14 protein-coding genes are annotated in these 14,792 nt (G+C 59.8%); all 14 read right to left on the bottom strand.

The features are described from left to right. Nucleotides 1–18 precede the first annotated feature (18 nt). Nucleotides 19–1,167, bottom strand: coding sequence for an O-antigen ligase family protein (locus tag BLW70_RS07580; RefSeq protein ID WP_083383348.1), 1,149 nt, complete (start codon nt 1,165–1,167; stop codon nt 19–21). A gap of 4 nt (nt 1,168–1,171) precedes the next feature. Then, nucleotides 1,172–1,939 (bottom strand): glycosyltransferase family A protein, encoded by a 768-nt coding sequence (locus BLW70_RS07575; RefSeq protein WP_074873099.1) that lies wholly within the window; start codon nt 1,937–1,939, stop codon nt 1,172–1,174. Between the two features lie 39 nt (nt 1,940–1,978). Then, nucleotides 1,979–2,935, bottom strand: coding sequence for a glycosyltransferase family protein (locus tag BLW70_RS07570; protein WP_074873096.1), 957 nt, complete (start codon nt 2,933–2,935; stop codon nt 1,979–1,981). Then, nucleotides 2,932–4,362: a PIG-L deacetylase family protein gene (locus BLW70_RS07565; RefSeq protein WP_074873092.1), complete on the bottom strand. Its 1,431-nt coding sequence runs from the start codon at nt 4,360–4,362 to the stop codon at nt 2,932–2,934. The genes BLW70_RS07570 and BLW70_RS07565 overlap by 4 nt, the downstream gene beginning before the upstream one ends. 8 nt (nt 4,363–4,370) lie before the next feature. Continuing rightward, nucleotides 4,371–5,267, bottom strand: coding sequence for an antimicrobial resistance protein Mig-14 (locus BLW70_RS07560; protein ID WP_074873090.1), 897 nt, complete (start codon nt 5,265–5,267; stop codon nt 4,371–4,373). After that, nucleotides 5,267–6,397, bottom strand: a complete 1,131-nt coding sequence (locus BLW70_RS07555; protein WP_074873088.1) for a glycosyltransferase — start codon at nt 6,395–6,397, stop codon at nt 5,267–5,269. The genes BLW70_RS07560 and BLW70_RS07555 overlap by 1 nt, the downstream gene beginning before the upstream one ends. Continuing rightward, nucleotides 6,381–8,138 carry a carbamoyltransferase family protein gene (locus tag BLW70_RS07550; RefSeq protein WP_074873084.1) on the bottom strand — a complete coding sequence of 586 codons (1,758 nt, stop codon included), beginning with the start codon at nt 8,136–8,138 and terminating at the stop codon, nt 6,381–6,383. Before BLW70_RS07550 ends, BLW70_RS07555 begins: the two co-directional genes overlap by 17 nt. Before the next feature lie 176 nt (nt 8,139–8,314). Next, nucleotides 8,315–8,647, bottom strand: a complete 333-nt coding sequence (locus BLW70_RS07545; protein ID WP_074873081.1) for a YceK/YidQ family lipoprotein — start codon at nt 8,645–8,647, stop codon at nt 8,315–8,317. A 221-nt stretch (nt 8,648–8,868) separates the two neighbouring features. After that, a complete protein-coding gene (locus tag BLW70_RS07540) occupies nt 8,869–10,320 on the bottom strand; it encodes a lipopolysaccharide kinase InaA family protein (protein WP_074873078.1) in 1,452 nt (483 codons plus the stop codon). Continuing rightward, nucleotides 10,320–11,072, bottom strand: a complete 753-nt coding sequence (locus BLW70_RS07535; RefSeq protein ID WP_074873074.1) for a lipopolysaccharide kinase InaA family protein — start codon at nt 11,070–11,072, stop codon at nt 10,320–10,322. The genes BLW70_RS07540 and BLW70_RS07535 overlap by 1 nt, the downstream gene beginning before the upstream one ends. Then, the gene (locus BLW70_RS07530; RefSeq protein WP_074873071.1) at nt 11,069–11,803 is read right to left on the bottom strand and encodes a lipopolysaccharide kinase InaA family protein; all 735 of its coding nucleotides are present in this window, start codon (nt 11,801–11,803) and stop codon (nt 11,069–11,071) included. The genes BLW70_RS07535 and BLW70_RS07530 overlap by 4 nt, the downstream gene beginning before the upstream one ends. Then, nucleotides 11,803–12,609, bottom strand: coding sequence for a lipopolysaccharide core heptose(I) kinase RfaP (gene rfaP / locus BLW70_RS07525; protein ID WP_074873068.1), 807 nt, complete (start codon nt 12,607–12,609; stop codon nt 11,803–11,805). Before rfaP ends, BLW70_RS07530 begins: the two co-directional genes overlap by 1 nt. Continuing rightward, nucleotides 12,609–13,730 (bottom strand): glycosyltransferase family 4 protein, encoded by a 1,122-nt coding sequence (locus BLW70_RS07520; RefSeq protein ID WP_074873065.1) that lies wholly within the window; start codon nt 13,728–13,730, stop codon nt 12,609–12,611. The genes rfaP and BLW70_RS07520 overlap by 1 nt, the downstream gene beginning before the upstream one ends. Then, nucleotides 13,730–14,791, bottom strand: a complete 1,062-nt coding sequence (gene waaC / locus BLW70_RS07515) for a lipopolysaccharide heptosyltransferase I (RefSeq protein ID WP_074873062.1) — start codon at nt 14,789–14,791, stop codon at nt 13,730–13,732. The genes BLW70_RS07520 and waaC overlap by 1 nt, the downstream gene beginning before the upstream one ends. Nucleotide 14,792: the final 1 nt, after the last annotated feature.

Genomic DNA, 14,792 nt, shown 5'->3' with positions numbered 1-14,792 from the left:
GGAAGCGAAGGCCAGGCATTACGCCAGCGCAGGTTGTCGCGTCTTCAGCACTCGAGAGAGGATCATCGCGGCGGGCAGCAGCACCAGTGGCCACAATTCGTCAGGGTTACCGATCAGCAAACTGCCATCGAAATTCAGCATCACCAGCGCACACGCCAGGTACATTCCCCACGCGTCGCGCAGACGCCAGGCCTGCCAAAGGCTTGCGACCATCAGCGCGACGAACAACGCCAGCGCGACCCCGCCGCTGTACAGCCCCAGCGCTACGAAAATGTTGTGTGGATGCTGAATCGGCATAGAGCCATCGAGCACCTGGGCGGTATGAAAGTTGATGCCGCAGCCCAGCGTCCAGCCACAGTGGCGCCACTCGCCGACCATGATCTGGAAGATTTCGATACGGTACGAATCGCCTCGAGTCCAGAGGGACTGGTACCAGGCTTCGTTGTGCACCATCAGGAACAACAGGCCTGAAACAACCGCGCCAATCGCCACCGCAGTGCCAACCAGCCGCGGCTTGAGATAAATACCGTAAAGCAACCAGATGCCAAACAGGAACACAGCCCCCACGAACGCAGTACGCGTCTGCAGGACGAAGGCTACCGCGAACACCGACAACACGATGGCCAGGCCACCCTCGATATACTTTCGCTCCTTGAGCCAGATTGGCAGCGCCAGCGCCAACGCACAAAACAGCCAGATGCTGGCGTAGATGACATTCTCCAGGCGTGCCGGAAGTATCGCCACCCGGCTACCGACGGCGAACTCACCGGTTGCCCATCCGTAGAGCGCACTGCCGAAAATGTACAACGTCAGAATCCAGAACTGAGCGCGAATAAAAGCTGCGCTGCGGAAAAACTGCGGATCGGTGAGGGCTGCGGCCACCATCACGAACATCAGTACATAGAAGACGTGTTTGTAGAATTGCAACTGCCCGGCAATCGTCGCAGGTACCAGAAACCACAGAATGAACGCCAGCCAGCCCCATGCCATTGGCTCCTTGAGCAAGCCCGCACCGCGCTCCTTGATCAGGAAGACCAGGCCCGGCAATGCCATCAGGACGTAGAACAGGTTGTTGGTCCACTTCGACGACCAGCCCACCACAAAGCTCAACAGAAACAGGCAAAGCACTGCGCCGAAATAGGTCAAGGTGTTCTTTGCTGGCTTCATGCCGCTAAATTCCATGGAGCACCCAACCTATTGCCAGACCCAAGATAAGAGCTGCAATCAGCTTCAGCCGATCGAGACGTTTACGCCGTAACTTGTTCTCCCGCTCCTTCGGAACCACTACATGCTCTCCGAAGCCGGTGTGCAGTACCGCGTCGTTTTCCAGAATCAACGCATAGCGGTTCTCGCCAGCGTACAGGCGCGACAGGTCTTTCTCCCCGGAGAAACCGGAATACGGTGCATGCATCAAGTAATCCGCACGACGGCGCAGCCCTGGATTAAAGGAAAAACCTTGCCACTCGGCTTTTTGCGAGCCCAGTACGTAGAAAGGAATGCCATGGCTGACTTTGCGTTCGTTCAGGAACACATAAGGACTGTGAACCATCAGGTCATGATTGAAGCTGCGCAACCACACTTGCAGTGCCTGGGGATCTTCTTCCAGCAGGCATTGGGACTCTTCGATGAACCCTTCGCGATAGAAGTCCCAGTCATCTTCACAGTGGAAAATCCACGATGTCTGCACCTGGGCATAAGCGGCATCGATGGATCGCAACTGCCCCAGGCGTGGCTGGTTGATGAAGAACTGGGTGTGCGCTCTCCAGTGTTCCGGAATACAGGCCTCTACGGCGCTGTCGCCGGAGTCCTCGGTAATGAACACCTTACGAATGGGAGCCGTGTTGAACCGGTCAAACGTCTCGAGCGTACGCTTCAACAGATCGAAGCGACCGCAACTAGTGATTACTACCGAAATGTCGCTAGTCTCGCTGAACAGCATTTATTTGCACCGCACCATAGGTTGTTTAATCGCCCGGCTTCACAGCCCCAGCGACAAGCGTAATTTTTCTTTCCAGCCCAGCGGAACATGCTCGCGCAACGGCGCACGCAGGGCGTCGACGATCGCATGTCCTACCGCCCGGAACGTGTAATGCTGCTCTACCAAAGCCTGCCCGGCCAATGAAATGGTCTCGGTCAGCTGTGGGGACTGGCGCAACACCGCCAGTTTTTCCCTGAGTTCGTCGCGGGTTCGATAGAGCACGATGTTGTGCATATCGACAAACCCCAGCGCGCGATTCTCTGCTTCCCCTTGATCGTAAGCAAACAGCACACAACCACAGGCCATGGCCTCGAAGTTCTTGATCATGTATTCGCCCATGCCGACGTCGGCACTCACGAAGTAACGGATCCGGCTTAACGTCTCGCAGTATTCCTCGCCCGACTTGGTGCGCGTGATCAGCAGGTTCTCCACTTCGGCCACGGACTCGAGCATGGCCTTGCGCCCGGCATACGCCACGCTGTTGAGGCTACCGACGAAACCCAGCTCGATATCACGTTCACGCTGGCAGTTTTGCAACAACGCCTGATCGTAGCCCTTGGGCACGAAATGCGCGTCAAACCCTTCCTCACGCAAGCGCTGGCTGACCATGAAGCCCGAGCTGATCACCCGCACCCAGGGCAGCTTGCGGTAATGGGCGCTGAACTTGCCGGTGTACTTGCACGGGATGTAGTTCTGGTACGCATCGTGTTCCAGAATAACCAGATTGGGCAGGGTCTGGATGAACCTCACCTGTCTGATTTCTTTTTTGAAGCGCAGGAAAAACACTATCCGGTCGTAGCGGGTCACATCGACATGCTTGCGGAAATATCCACGCAGGTCGTCCTGCTCCGCGCTGGTCAGCTCGCGCTTGTCGCAGTCGCAGTGCTCGGCGATACCGTCGTACAGTCGATCGAGGATCGCTCGCTGCTCTTTCTGCACCAGAAACAGAACTTTCAATTGGTCTCTCTCTTTCCAGACAGCTCTTGGACCCAGAATAATTCGTGGCGTCGCACCGCTTTACGGAAGAACTCGTTTTCGCCGAAAGCCGGCCAGCGACGGGCCGCCAGACAACGTTGGATCGCCCGACGAAGTAGACGCTTGAGGGGAAGTCGGGGCTGAAGGTCGTGCATCATGCCCAACGACATAGCCTTGTGCCACTGCTTTTCAGCCGACAGACAAAGCGCCCAGGGCCGCAACGGTTCGTGATTACTGATCTGTGGCGGCAGGGTCACACCGGTCCCGGCATCACCCATTGGCCAGCGATCGTTGTCGTGAAGATGATTGGCGTAATGCAATAAGGTGCCGGGCTGCCAGGCTGTACCGTTCAGTGCCTGCATTACCGCCTGCTGTGAGCATAGATGGTCCGGGTGCGGGTCGAAACGCGGATGTGGCAAAACGATGACCTCAGGCTGAATACGCTCGATCAACTCACTCAGGTCGGCCAGCAGATTGTTCCAGGACGGTATGCCATCGACGTCACTGCCCAGGGCAAACGGATTGAACCGTCGAAAAAATCGGGTATCGCCCAGCTGTGCCTCACGGGAGACCACGGCCTCGGTCGGCGCGCTTTGCATGACGGGCAATTGCAGGCAGAAATAGCCCAACTGAATGCAGCGTTCCTGAGGTACACCACCCCACAGCGGCACGCTGAGGCTGTCCCAGGCACGAAGCGAGCCTTTCAACCGGGACGCTTCGACGCCATCGAGCCCCATCTGCTGATAGTGCCCGGCCTCGATTTCACCGGCAGTCAGGGTCACGATCCAGCTTTGACTGGCGCTGCTGTACAGGCCGAATGCGGCCAACTCGGCATCGTCGGCATGGGGTGCGATCACCATCACCCGTTGACGGCTGTAATCCGGATGCTCGAACGCCCTGAGCACCGGCTCACCCAGCAGTCGGCAGAACCGCCCGCGCAGGCGTAACTCACCTTGCGACAGAACCTGCGCCTGACCACTGAGATTGAGGTAACGCAGGCCGTTCACACCCCGCTCGAACGTTTGTCGGTCCGGGTTATCTCCCCCCGACAACTCGACCACGGGATCGATGAAGCGCCCCAGCCAAGTGCTTTTTATCCGTAGCGCCAGGATCAGCGTGGCGTCATCGACCAGCATGACCCCGTCATCCAGGCGCAAACGCTCACCGTCGAGATGAACCTTGGGCTGCTGGGTGTACGGTGGAAAGCTGTACTGATAATCGTCGTTGGGCGAATAAAACAAATGGTCGGCAAACCAGGCTTCGTGGGTAATCCAGCCCAGAACCGCGAGCACCAGCGGCAGCCACCAGGCCACCAGCACACCCACGGCAATCAAAAGCACCAGCGCGATGAGCAGACCGATGCGTTTGTTGCGCCGATGGCGCTTGAGCAATTGCTGTTTGCGGTTCATGGGCTGGCTCATACGGTGAACACCGGCACAGGATTGCACCAGCGATCCTTGTATTCACGGTCGGCGCGACCGAAAGAAAAGCGCAACGGTTTGCCCAACGCCCGGGCATGCTCCCAGGCGCTTTGCGTATTGATAAAGCTCAGCACGCTGCCCGGACTGAATTCGCGGGTTTCGGGATCGACGCCGCCATTGATGTACTCGACGCTGATCCACTGCGGTGTTTCGACACGGTAGACCAGTTGAATCGCGATGGGCGCATCGTTGAGAAAAATCACCGAGCCGATCAGCAAATCACGCAGCAACTCGATGACCTCCGCCATGCGCTCGGCCCCCGTCGCCGGGAACCCCCAGCGACGCTGGAACAGGTCGCAATAGATCGCCGCCAGTTCACTGCTGGAAAACTCCGCGACCGGCCGAACCACTCCGCCCGCTTCTTCCAGCAATCGCAATTCACGACGCTGGTTGTAGCGAAACTTCTTCGACAGTTCTTCGGGTGTGCGGGCCATCGCCAGCTGTTCAGCCTGCAACTTGATGCCGGTAAAACGGCCTTCGTTCAGCGCCGACAGGTAGCGTCCACGATGACGCAGCGGCGCTTGCGCATCGGCAGCGGCCGGCAGGATGAACTCGGCATTACCGAGGTCGAACAGGCCTTTTTTACCGCAGCGCTTGAGCACGTCCTTGGACAAGGCGAGATCGCGACCCCAAGTCGGGATCGCGGCTTTGACTTCACCGTTTTGCTCCCAGGCCAGGTAGCGCACAGGAATGTCGGCCAGCTGCGAAAGCCGCTCGACCACCATGGGATGAGTGGCGACACTGCCGCCATATCGTTGCCAGGCCTGGGCATATGTCGAGGCGTCGACTACCGCCCAGCCACGTTCGCGCCAGCCTTGAAATCGGTTGAGCATCAGGCCCTCGACGCCAGTTCGGTAACGTGCGGCAAACGCCAGAAGGCATCGCGTACCGCGCGGTCGGAGAAGCGCTCACGCAAGCGATCGAGCATCAGCTCGGCACACTGGTGACGCTGCTGCTCATCCATCGCGGCCAGATGTTGCAGCCCTTGAGCCAAGTGTTCGGCATCGCCCAGCGGGAACAGGATACCGACGCCCTCGACCACTTCCTTCGCCCCGCCACATGCCGTAGCGAGCAACGGCACACCGGCAGCCATCGCCTCCAGCAGCACCATGCCGAACGGTTCGTGATCGGAACTCAGTGCAAACACATCGAAGGCACGGAAATAGCGTCGGGCTTCAGGCACCTGACCGAGAAACAACACGCGGTCGCCGATACCCAACTCACGGGCCAGGGCCTTGAGGTCCTGTTCCAGTCGACCGGCACCGAGAATCACCAATTGACTGCTGGCCGGCAAACCCGGCAACGCCGCAGCAAAACCGTGCAGCAGCGTAGTCTGATCCTTGTCCGGGTGCAGCCGCCCGACATTGCCGACAACCCAGGCATCCGGCGCCAGGCCAAGGGTTTCCCGGGCCTCGCGAACCGACACCTGACTGTCCTGCAAGGTCTGCACATCGATACGGTTATAGAGCGTCTGAATCCGCGCCGCCGGCCACTTCGTCAGGCACTGGCGCATGTCGTCGCGTACGGCATCCGAAACCCCGAGCAGGCTCAGGCGCTTGCGGAAAATATTGGCGAAGAGTTTGCGAGTACCGCGCTTGTAATCGTCAAACGCGTGATGCACGCCAATCACTGGCAACGACGTGCCGAGCAAGGCGATATAAACAGGTTTGAAACGGTGAGCGATGCAGAAACTGAAATTGCGCGAGGCGGCGATCTTGCGCAGGTCGCTGATGGCGCCCAGCTTCAGGCCACGAATGGCCTTGGAGCTGTATTCCATGAACAGCACCTCATCGGAAGCGCAGCCCGCGGCGACTTCGGCATCGGCGGCCCCGGTCAGAAACACCGTGGTCACGCGATAACCGGTCCCCGCGAACAGGCTGGCGTACTGCCGGGCGCAGTCTAGAAACGGCCCGTCATAGCCGTGACAGAACTGCAGCACATGGCGTTCAGCCGAGCGTGTCATATGCGTCCGCGCCCTCTTTGACCACCAGGATGTCTTCCATGATCAGGTACTGCAGATCGGAACCGAAGAACATGTTCAGGGCGTCCGTCGGCGAGCAGATCATCGGTTCGCCACGACGGTTGAGCGAGGTGTTCAGCGACACGCCGTTACCGGTCAGCACTTCCAGCGCCTTCATCATGTCGTAGTAGCGCGGGTTGTATTCGCGCTTGAGCACCTGGGCCCGGGACGTACCGTCTTCGTGGACGACTTCCGGCACACGGGTCTTCCACTCTTCCGCCACTTCAAAGGTGAAGGTCATGAACGGCGCCGGGTGATCGATCTTGATCATCTGCGGTGCAACGGTGTCGAGCATCGACGGGCAGAAAGGCCTCCAGCGCTCGCGGAACTTGATCTGGTGGTTGATGCGGTCAGCCACGCCAACGGCGCTCGGGCAACCGATGATCGAACGACCGCCCAAGGCGCGCGGACCGAACTCCATGCGACCCTGGAACCAGGCCACCGGGTTGCCATCGACCATGATTTTGGCGATGTTTTCCGGCATGTTCTCAAGCTTGCGCCATACCGGCTTGCTCGGGTGACGGGCGCACGCGGCGAGCACGTCTTCGTTGGTGTACGACGGGCCGAGGTAGACGTGTTCCATCTTCTCGACCGGCACACCACGGGCATGGGACACATAGGCCGCCGCGCCTACCGCGGTGCCGGCATCGCCGGACGCAGGCTGCACGAACAGTTCTTTAACGTCATCGCGGGCGATGATTTTCTGGTTCAGCTTGACGTTCAACGCACAGCCACCAGCGTAGGCCAGCTTGCCGGTTTCCTTGAGCACGTCGCCCAGGTAGTGGTCGATCATCTGCAGCGAGATTTTTTCGAACAGCGCTTGAATGCTCGCTGCGTAGTGGATGTACGGCTCGTCGGCGATATCACCTTCGCGCTTCGGGCCCAGCCACTCGATCAGCTTCGGCGAGAAGTAGTAACCTTTGCCTTTTTCCTTGTAACGACGCAGGCCGATGACGTTGGCGTAGTCGGTGTTGATCACCAGCTCGCCGTTTTCGAACGAAGCCAGGCGCGAGAAATCGTATTTGCTGGCGTCGCCGTACGGCGCCATGCCCATGACCTTGAACTCACCGTCGAGCATATCGAAACCGAGAAACTCGGTGATCGCGCCATACAGGCCACCGAGGGAATCCGGATCAAAGAATTCCTTGATCTTGTGGATCTTGCCATTCTCGCCGTAACCGAAGAAGGTCGTGGCGTACTCACCCTTGCCGTCGATCCCCAGGATCGCGGTTTTCTCTTTGAAACCGGAGCAGTGATAAGCGCTGGAGGCGTGGGCCAGGTGGTGCTCGACCGGCTCGATCTTGATTTTCTTCGGATCGAAGCCCAGTTGCTCGAGGCACCAGACAATCTTGTTGCGATAACGCTTGTAGCGACGGTTGCCCATCAGGATCGCGTCAAGAGCGCGATCCGGGGCGTACCAGTAACGCTTGGCGTACTGCCAGCGAGCCTTGCCGAACAGGCTGATCGGCGCGAACGGAATCGCTACCACATCAACGTCGGATGGCTTGATGCCGGCCTGCTCGAGGCAGAACTTCGCCGACTCGTAAGGCATGCGGTTCTTTGCATGTTTATCGCGCACAAAGCGCTCTTCCTCAGCTGCCGCGACCAGCTTGCCGTCGATGTACAGGGCTGCGGAAGGATCATGGCTAAGGGCGCCGGACAGGCCAAGAATCGTCAATGCCACAGGGGTCTAGCCTCTTTAGTCTGCATGCAGGCGCAAGGCGCCTCAAAGATTAATGTGCCCTCGCAAAGGGCGAGTGGCAGCTAAAGGGCGGGATTATAGCGTAAACATGGCGGGAATGACCCAGCGCATATTGCCCCCGTGAAGATGGCTCGGGCGATAGCAGGCGGCATTGCTCATCAGCGGCCTGCTCGCCAATAGATGCTGATATTGCCGTCAGTAGCCTGGCGGTAAACCGTATAGGGCAGGAGGACGGTATCGAAAACACCCGACAGGGTGAAATCCACCAATACGAACGGCAAGAGAATTCCCGTGGGATCAGGCGCTGCATTCAATACGCAAAAGTCGAACGCCAGACCACTGTAGATACGCGGGATGGACTGGCAGTAGGTCTTCTGCTTTCTAAGACTGCGAGCCGCGTCTTCTTCATCTTGCAGCACTGTAACAGCGGTCCCGCAGCCTGATAAAACCAGTGCAAAAGCGCTCAGCAACAGCGTTATTTTTATTGTCAAAATCTGCCCTCCGTGAACGTCAGGCAAACTAGCATTGCGGCTATTCAGGGCACAGTTCACGGGTTCTGCAGATCATGTAGGACATTTCATAAGAACCTGTCCCTTAATCTCGGGGGACTGTTCTGGCCCCATCGCGAGCAAGCTCGCTCCTACAGGGGATCTGTGTCGCCGGAGATCCAGTGTGGGAGCGAGCCTGCTCGCGATAGGACCGAAGGTCCGATTCAGGCAGCGCTAGAGATATCTTTGGGAAGACGCTGATCGATGATCTGATACAGCGCGCTGCTCTCAGGCCAGTTACGCATGAACCGCGCCCGATCCCGCGCATACGCCGGGGCGAAGCTGCTGAGCGAGGCGTGCTGACACATCGAATCCAGATCGATCAGCGCCCAGCGATCGTCCTGCCAGAACAGGTTATGCCCCTTGAAATCCCCGTGACTGATCCGCTCGCCAATCAGCTCGGCAAACAAATGATCCAGCGCCAACAACTCGGCTTCCGGTGCCTCACCGCTTTCAACATAAGGCGCAAAGCGCTCGATGATGTCCGGCCCCGGCAAATACTCGGTCACCAGATAAGCCCGACTGCGCAGCCAGAGAAAACGTTTCTCCAGCAACGCCAACGGCTTGGGCGTGGCGATGCCGAGAAACGCCAGGCGATTGCCTTCGCGCCAGGAATGCCAGGCACGGCTCGGGCGCCAGAAGCGTTTGAGCCAGTGGGCAAAACCTTTGATGTTGTAGCGCTTGATCACCAGCGTGCGGCCGCCCACCTCGACCTTGCCGACGCTCGCCGCGCCGCCGGTCTTGTACAGATGGCCCTGATCGAGCAACACATCGGCCTGGGCCAGCACCGGCAGCATCGCCGCTTCTTCCTCGCGGCGAATCGCCCGCAAGCCGAACGCTCCGCGCTGGACACTGAACAGCGTGCAATCGCGGCCGATTTTGATCAGGAAGTCCTTCAGGCGCCAGCTGCGCACCTTGTTGATCTGCTTCTGCAACGCTTCCATCGGCAAGGCATGCTCGCCGTTGCTCAGCAGGTAATACACCAGCAGCTCTTCGGTGAAAGGCTCCAGCGTCTTGGGCAACTGGGCGAAAAACACCCCGAGGTTTTCCAGGACTTTCTGTCGCGAGAGCGGCTGGCCAGGGGTTTCGGAGCAGACGCCGCCGCCATCGATCAAATACAACCGGCCGCGCTGGCGCAAAAGGTTGTCCAGGTGCAGGTCTTCCTGCCAGAGCCCCTTGCGATGCATTTGGCCGATGGCGCCCAACGCCTCGGCCAGCACAGCCCCTTGCATATCCGCCAGCACCGGCAAATGCTCGACCTGTTTCCAGGTTTCACCGAGGCTTTCGGCGCCCTCGATGAACTCGAACAGCAGCCAACCGCCCTCGCCGTCCTTCAGGCCATCCGCCAGCAACAACGGCGTGGTCAACCCCTGAGCCGCCAGCAACCGCACGCCGTCCAGTTCACGCTGGAAATGCCGCGCCGCTTTGCTGCCGACCAATAACTTGGCCAACACCGGGCGCCCGCGCCAGACGCCGGCACCGACATAACGCTGCCCCGGCAACACCCGCAACAGACTTAGCAATTGCAACTCGGCAGGGCCGGCGGCATCGGCCAGTGGAATGTTCAGCGGCAGGCGCGGGCTGCGTCCTGCGTTTTTCAGCTCAGACAAACGCATCAGCGCGTCTCCTTATGAGTGCGCCGCGCGATCAGGCGCGCAAGCCAGGCGTCGATCAACGAACTGTCTTGCGATTGATCCAGATAGGCGGCCAGCAGCTCACGCAACTGCGCTTCGCTCCACTCAGGCGCCCGACGCAGCAACGGCTCCAGGTCTTTGGCCCGATCACGCAGGCCAAACAGCAACGGCCGGGTCTTTTCCAGGTCGATCAGTTGGGCCAGGTAACCATCGCCAGTGGCCTGGAGAAAAATGTGCTTGGGGTAGAAGCAACCGTGAACCTGACGCGCGCCGTGCAGGCGCCGGGCCAATAGGCCACAGGCCTGAAGAATGGCCGAATGCTGCGCCGAACTCAGGTCCGACCAGCGCTGCAACAGCGAATCCAGGTCATCCCAACCGTCCAGGGCACGGGTTAGCAGAATCGCCCGAACTTCGCCGTCGACTTTACGCTCACCGAAAAACGCCGCTTTCAATGCTGGAATTCCGAGCTTTTCATAGCGACTGATATTGCGAAATTCACGAGCAAAGCTCGGCTCGCCAAAGGGCGCATGCAAGGTGCGCATCTGGTAGTTGCTCTGGCGCTTGAGGTAGTAGCCGTGACCTTCCAGATTCAGCCGAAACACGCTGCTCCAGCCGCCGCGAGCGGTGTTGGGCTCGTCCACAGCGTCGAGCTGCTTGGCCCAGAGTGCATCGAAGGTGCCGAGGCCGTGACGCTCAAGCAGCGCACGGTCTTCAGCGGCCAGAAAATCAGTCATTCGCGTCCCTCGAAAAATCTCACCACGTGCCGAATCCGTTTTTTGTCGGCGGCATTTAGCCGATCACACTGGCGGTATTGCAGATAAAAGCGCAGGCGCTGGGTAGCCGACAACTGATACTTGGCGACTTTGTCCAGACAGGCCAGGTCCTTGGTGATCCGGTATTTGAGCCAGAAGCCGCGCCAGAAATCGCCGTTGGGGCAGTCGATCAAAAACAGCCGGGGCTCATCGTCGATCAGCAGGTTGCGCCACTTCAAATCGTTATGGGTGAAGCGGTGGTCGTGCATGGTCCGGGTATAAACCGCCAGCTGCCGGCTGACATTGTCGACCCAGGCGCGGTCCGCCAGTTTCGGATCACGCCGCTCGGCCAGCGCCGACAAGTCTTCGGTATTGGGCAGTTCACGGGTGATCATCGCCCCGCGATCGTACGCCGCACCGCGACGCTCCAGGCCCCAGGCCACCACTTCAGCGGTAGGAATGCCCCACTTGGCGAAGCGCTTGAGGTTCTGCCACTCGGCCTTCACCCGAGGCTTGCCCAGGTAACGGCGCAGGCCTTTGCCCGCACCCACGTAGCGTTTGACGTAATAGTTGACGCCATTGCGCTGGACGCGAATGACCTCGGACAACGGGTCGCGGGTCAAGCGCTCGCCCTGAAGCGAAAACACGGCCTCAAGGCTGCCGAAATCTTCTGCCAGATCGCTGTACTCAGGCTCCAGTGTCCAACCCGCCATCAGAGCGCATCCCCGTATCGCTGTTTACGGTCGTAGAGTTTGTTGGCCTTGCCTTCGAGCCAGGCGAGCAACCCGGCTTCCTCGCCCAGGATCTGGCGCAGGGGCCGCTGGAAATAGCCCTTGAGGAAACGCAGTTTGTCGCGGCGGGTCAGGCCAATGTCCAGCGCTGAAAAATACAGCGCCGCCAGGTCCTTGTTGCGCCAGCGTTGGGTAATCGTCGGCCGGGTCTGGGCACGGTGCAAGTCGATCACCGAGAGCTTGAAATCATCGGCTGTCACCGGTTTGTCGGTGTGCAGCAAAAAGTGGCAGATGTAGCAGTCGCGATGGTTGACCCCGGCGCGGTGCATCATCCCGGTCATGCGCGCGACTTCGGCGATCAGCGCTCGCTTGAGTCTTGGCTCGGGCGAGTGCTTGGCCCAGTCAATGCTGAAGTCTTCGAGGCTGACAGTGGGCGCCAGCTCTTCGGTGATGATGAACGAATGCTGGTCCGCCGGGTTGCTGCCCTTCTCGCCGTAAGCCACGGCGGTCATGGTCGGCACACCGACTTCTTGCAGGCGCTGGATGGCCTTCCATTCCTGGCCGGCACCGAGCACCGGCAACTTGGCGGTGAGCAGGTTCTTGAAGATTTCGCCCCAGCCAATGCCACGGTGGATCTTCACGAAAAAACCACTGCCGTTGACTTCGGTACGCAGGGTCCGGCGCGCTTCAAGTTCGCGGTATACCTCGCCCTGGAGACCTTCGACTTCGGCGAACGGGTCGCGTCCGGCCCAGAGGCTCTTGAACGGTTCAGCCAGCATCAACTTCATTAAGCGTGCTCCGCCAGAATCACATCGGCCGCGTGCTGCGGCATGCTGTAGAGGTCGGCCGTCGCGGCGAAGGCCAGACCGTTGCGGCTCCAGGCCGCCCGTGCATTTTCGTCATTCAACATGCCGGTCAGGTATTGCGTCAGCTGCGCCTGATCGAAAGGCTCGTCCAGCACCAGACCGGCGTCGGCCTCGGCGATGTAATGGGCGTAACCACACACCGCGCTCACCAGCACCGGCAACCCGGCCACCAGGGCTTCGAGCAACACAGTCCCGGTGTTTTCGTTGTACGCCGGGTGAATCAACAGATCGGCGCCGAGCAGAAAACGCGGGATGTCGCTGCGGCCCTTGAGGAACGTCACGTTATCGCCGAGCCCCAGTGTGGCGCTCTGCATCTGGAACAATTTGGGGTCGTCCTGGCCAATTACAAACAGCCGGGTGCGTTTCTTCAGATCGGCGGGCAATGCGGCCAGCGCCTTGAGGCTGCGATCCACGCCTTTGGTCTTGAACCCGGAGCCGATTTGCACCAGCAGCAGATCGTCCTCTTTCAGGTTGAATTCGCGACGGAATTCGGCACGGATCTCGGCGGCATTGGCCGGTGCACGACGGTCCTGAGAGATACCCGGCGGCAGCAAATGGAAGCGCTCAAGCGGCGTGTCGTAATGCTTGATGAACAGCGGCTGCTGGACTTCGGAAATCATCAGCACTTCGGTCTTGGCGTCCTTGGCGAACACCGCGCGCTCGTACTCGGCGAAGTGCCGGTAGCGGCCCCAACGGCGGTACAGCGAGTTGCGCAGGTTCTGCGCCTTGTCTTCGAAGCAGCCGTCGGCGGCATAGTAGACGTCCAGGCCGGGCATCTTGTTGAAACCGATCAAACGGTCCACCGGACGCTTGGCCAGATCCGCCTCCATCCATTCGCTGAGTTTCTCGTTGCGACGATGATTGAAGAACGCCTTGACCGGCGCAACCAACACCTCGAAGCCCGGTGGAATGTCGCCTTCCCAGATCAGCGTGTAGACCCGAATCTGATGGCCGCGCTGCTGACATTCCAGGGCGATGCGCATGAAATCGCGCTGCAAGCCCCCGAATGGAAAGTACTTGTACAAGACGAATGCCAATTGCATCAGCGCAGCTCCTCAGCCAGTAACAACGTGCTCAGTCGGGTCGCGACACGCTCGGGATTCAGACGCGTGAAGCACAGGGGCCACTCGCGCTTAAGGTCAAACTGACGGGCATCTTCGGCCGTCGGTTGATACGTACATTTCTTTTGCATACACGGCGCACAGGGGAAATCGCTGGCCATGTGGATCTGCGCTTTACCGTAGGCGCCGGTCAGGCCCGGGTTGGTCGGGCCGAACAGCGACAACGTCGGTACGTCCAGCGCCGCGGCGAGGTGACCGAGACCGGTGTCCACCGCCACGCAGGCTTGCGCGCCGGCCAGCACTTTGCCGACACCCGCCAGGTTCAGCTTGGGCAGCACTTCGACGTGCCGCATGTCTTTGGCGATGCGCTCGGCCCGGGCTTTCTCGATCGGATTACCCCACGGTAGCTTCACCGCGACACCAAGATAGCCGACGCGCTCGGCCAACTCGCGCCAATAGGCTTCAGGCCAGTGTTTGGTGTCCCACGTGGTGCCGTGCAGGAACACCACATAAGGATTCTTGCGCGGCAGCTCCACCAGTCGCTCGATGTTCAGGCCGTAATCGCCCAGGCCTTTGGGCAGGTCGTAACCCAGGGCCACGGCGAACAGCTGACGCACTCGCTCTACCGCGTGTTGCCCACGGGCCACGGCCAGACGCCGGGAATAGAAGCGGGCGGCAATCGGCTCGCGGGCCGAGTTTTTATCCAGCCCGGCCACCGGGGCTTTGGCGTATCGGGTCAGCAAGGCGCTTTTGAGCAGGCCCTGGGCATCGATCACCAAATCATATTTGTTGGCGCGAACGCTTTGCTTGAAGCGTTTCCATTCGCCACTCTTGATGGTCTGCCAGATGTTTTTGCGCCAGCGACGGATCGCCACCGGAATCACCTTGCCCACGGCCGGGTGCCAGGTCGGGATTTCGGCGAAGCCCTCTTCCACCACCCAGTCGAACTGGATGCCGGGGATCGCCCGTGCCGCGTCGGTCAGCGCCGGCAACGCGTGAATCACGTCGCCCAGCGAAGAAGTCTTGATCAGCAGTACCCGCAAA

Origin of the sequence: Pseudomonas frederiksbergensis (genome assembly GCF_900105495.1) — a bacterium.
Classification (GTDB): Bacteria; Pseudomonadota; Gammaproteobacteria; order Pseudomonadales; family Pseudomonadaceae; genus Aquipseudomonas; species Aquipseudomonas frederiksbergensis.
Note: the sequence above shows the minus strand (reverse complement) of the source record. Positions and strands in the feature narration are given on the sequence as shown.

Excerpts from the sequence above, each read along its gene's own strand:
- BLW70_RS07580 (WP_083383348.1), bottom strand. The coding sequence starts at position 1,167 with ATGAAGCCAGCAAAGAACACCTTGACCTATTTCGGCGCAGTGCTTTGC.
- BLW70_RS07575 (WP_074873099.1), bottom strand. The coding sequence starts at position 1,939 with ATGCTGTTCAGCGAGACTAGCGACATTTCGGTAGTAATCACTAGTTGC.
- BLW70_RS07565 (WP_074873092.1), bottom strand. The coding sequence starts at position 4,362 with ATGAACCGCAAACAGCAATTGCTCAAGCGCCATCGGCGCAACAAACGC.
- BLW70_RS07560 (WP_074873090.1), bottom strand. The coding sequence starts at position 5,267 with ATGCTCAACCGATTTCAAGGCTGGCGCGAACGTGGCTGGGCGGTAGTC.
- BLW70_RS07555 (WP_074873088.1), bottom strand. The coding sequence starts at position 6,397 with ATGACACGCTCGGCTGAACGCCATGTGCTGCAGTTCTGTCACGGCTAT.
- BLW70_RS07540 (WP_074873078.1), bottom strand. The coding sequence starts at position 10,320 with ATGCGTTTGTCTGAGCTGAAAAACGCAGGACGCAGCCCGCGCCTGCCG.
- BLW70_RS07535 (WP_074873074.1), bottom strand. The coding sequence starts at position 11,072 with ATGACTGATTTTCTGGCCGCTGAAGACCGTGCGCTGCTTGAGCGTCAC.
- BLW70_RS07530 (WP_074873071.1), bottom strand. The coding sequence starts at position 11,803 with ATGGCGGGTTGGACACTGGAGCCTGAGTACAGCGATCTGGCAGAAGAT.
- rfaP (WP_074873068.1), bottom strand. The coding sequence starts at position 12,609 with ATGAAGTTGATGCTGGCTGAACCGTTCAAGAGCCTCTGGGCCGGACGC.
- BLW70_RS07520 (WP_074873065.1), bottom strand. The coding sequence starts at position 13,730 with ATGCAATTGGCATTCGTCTTGTACAAGTACTTTCCATTCGGGGGCTTG.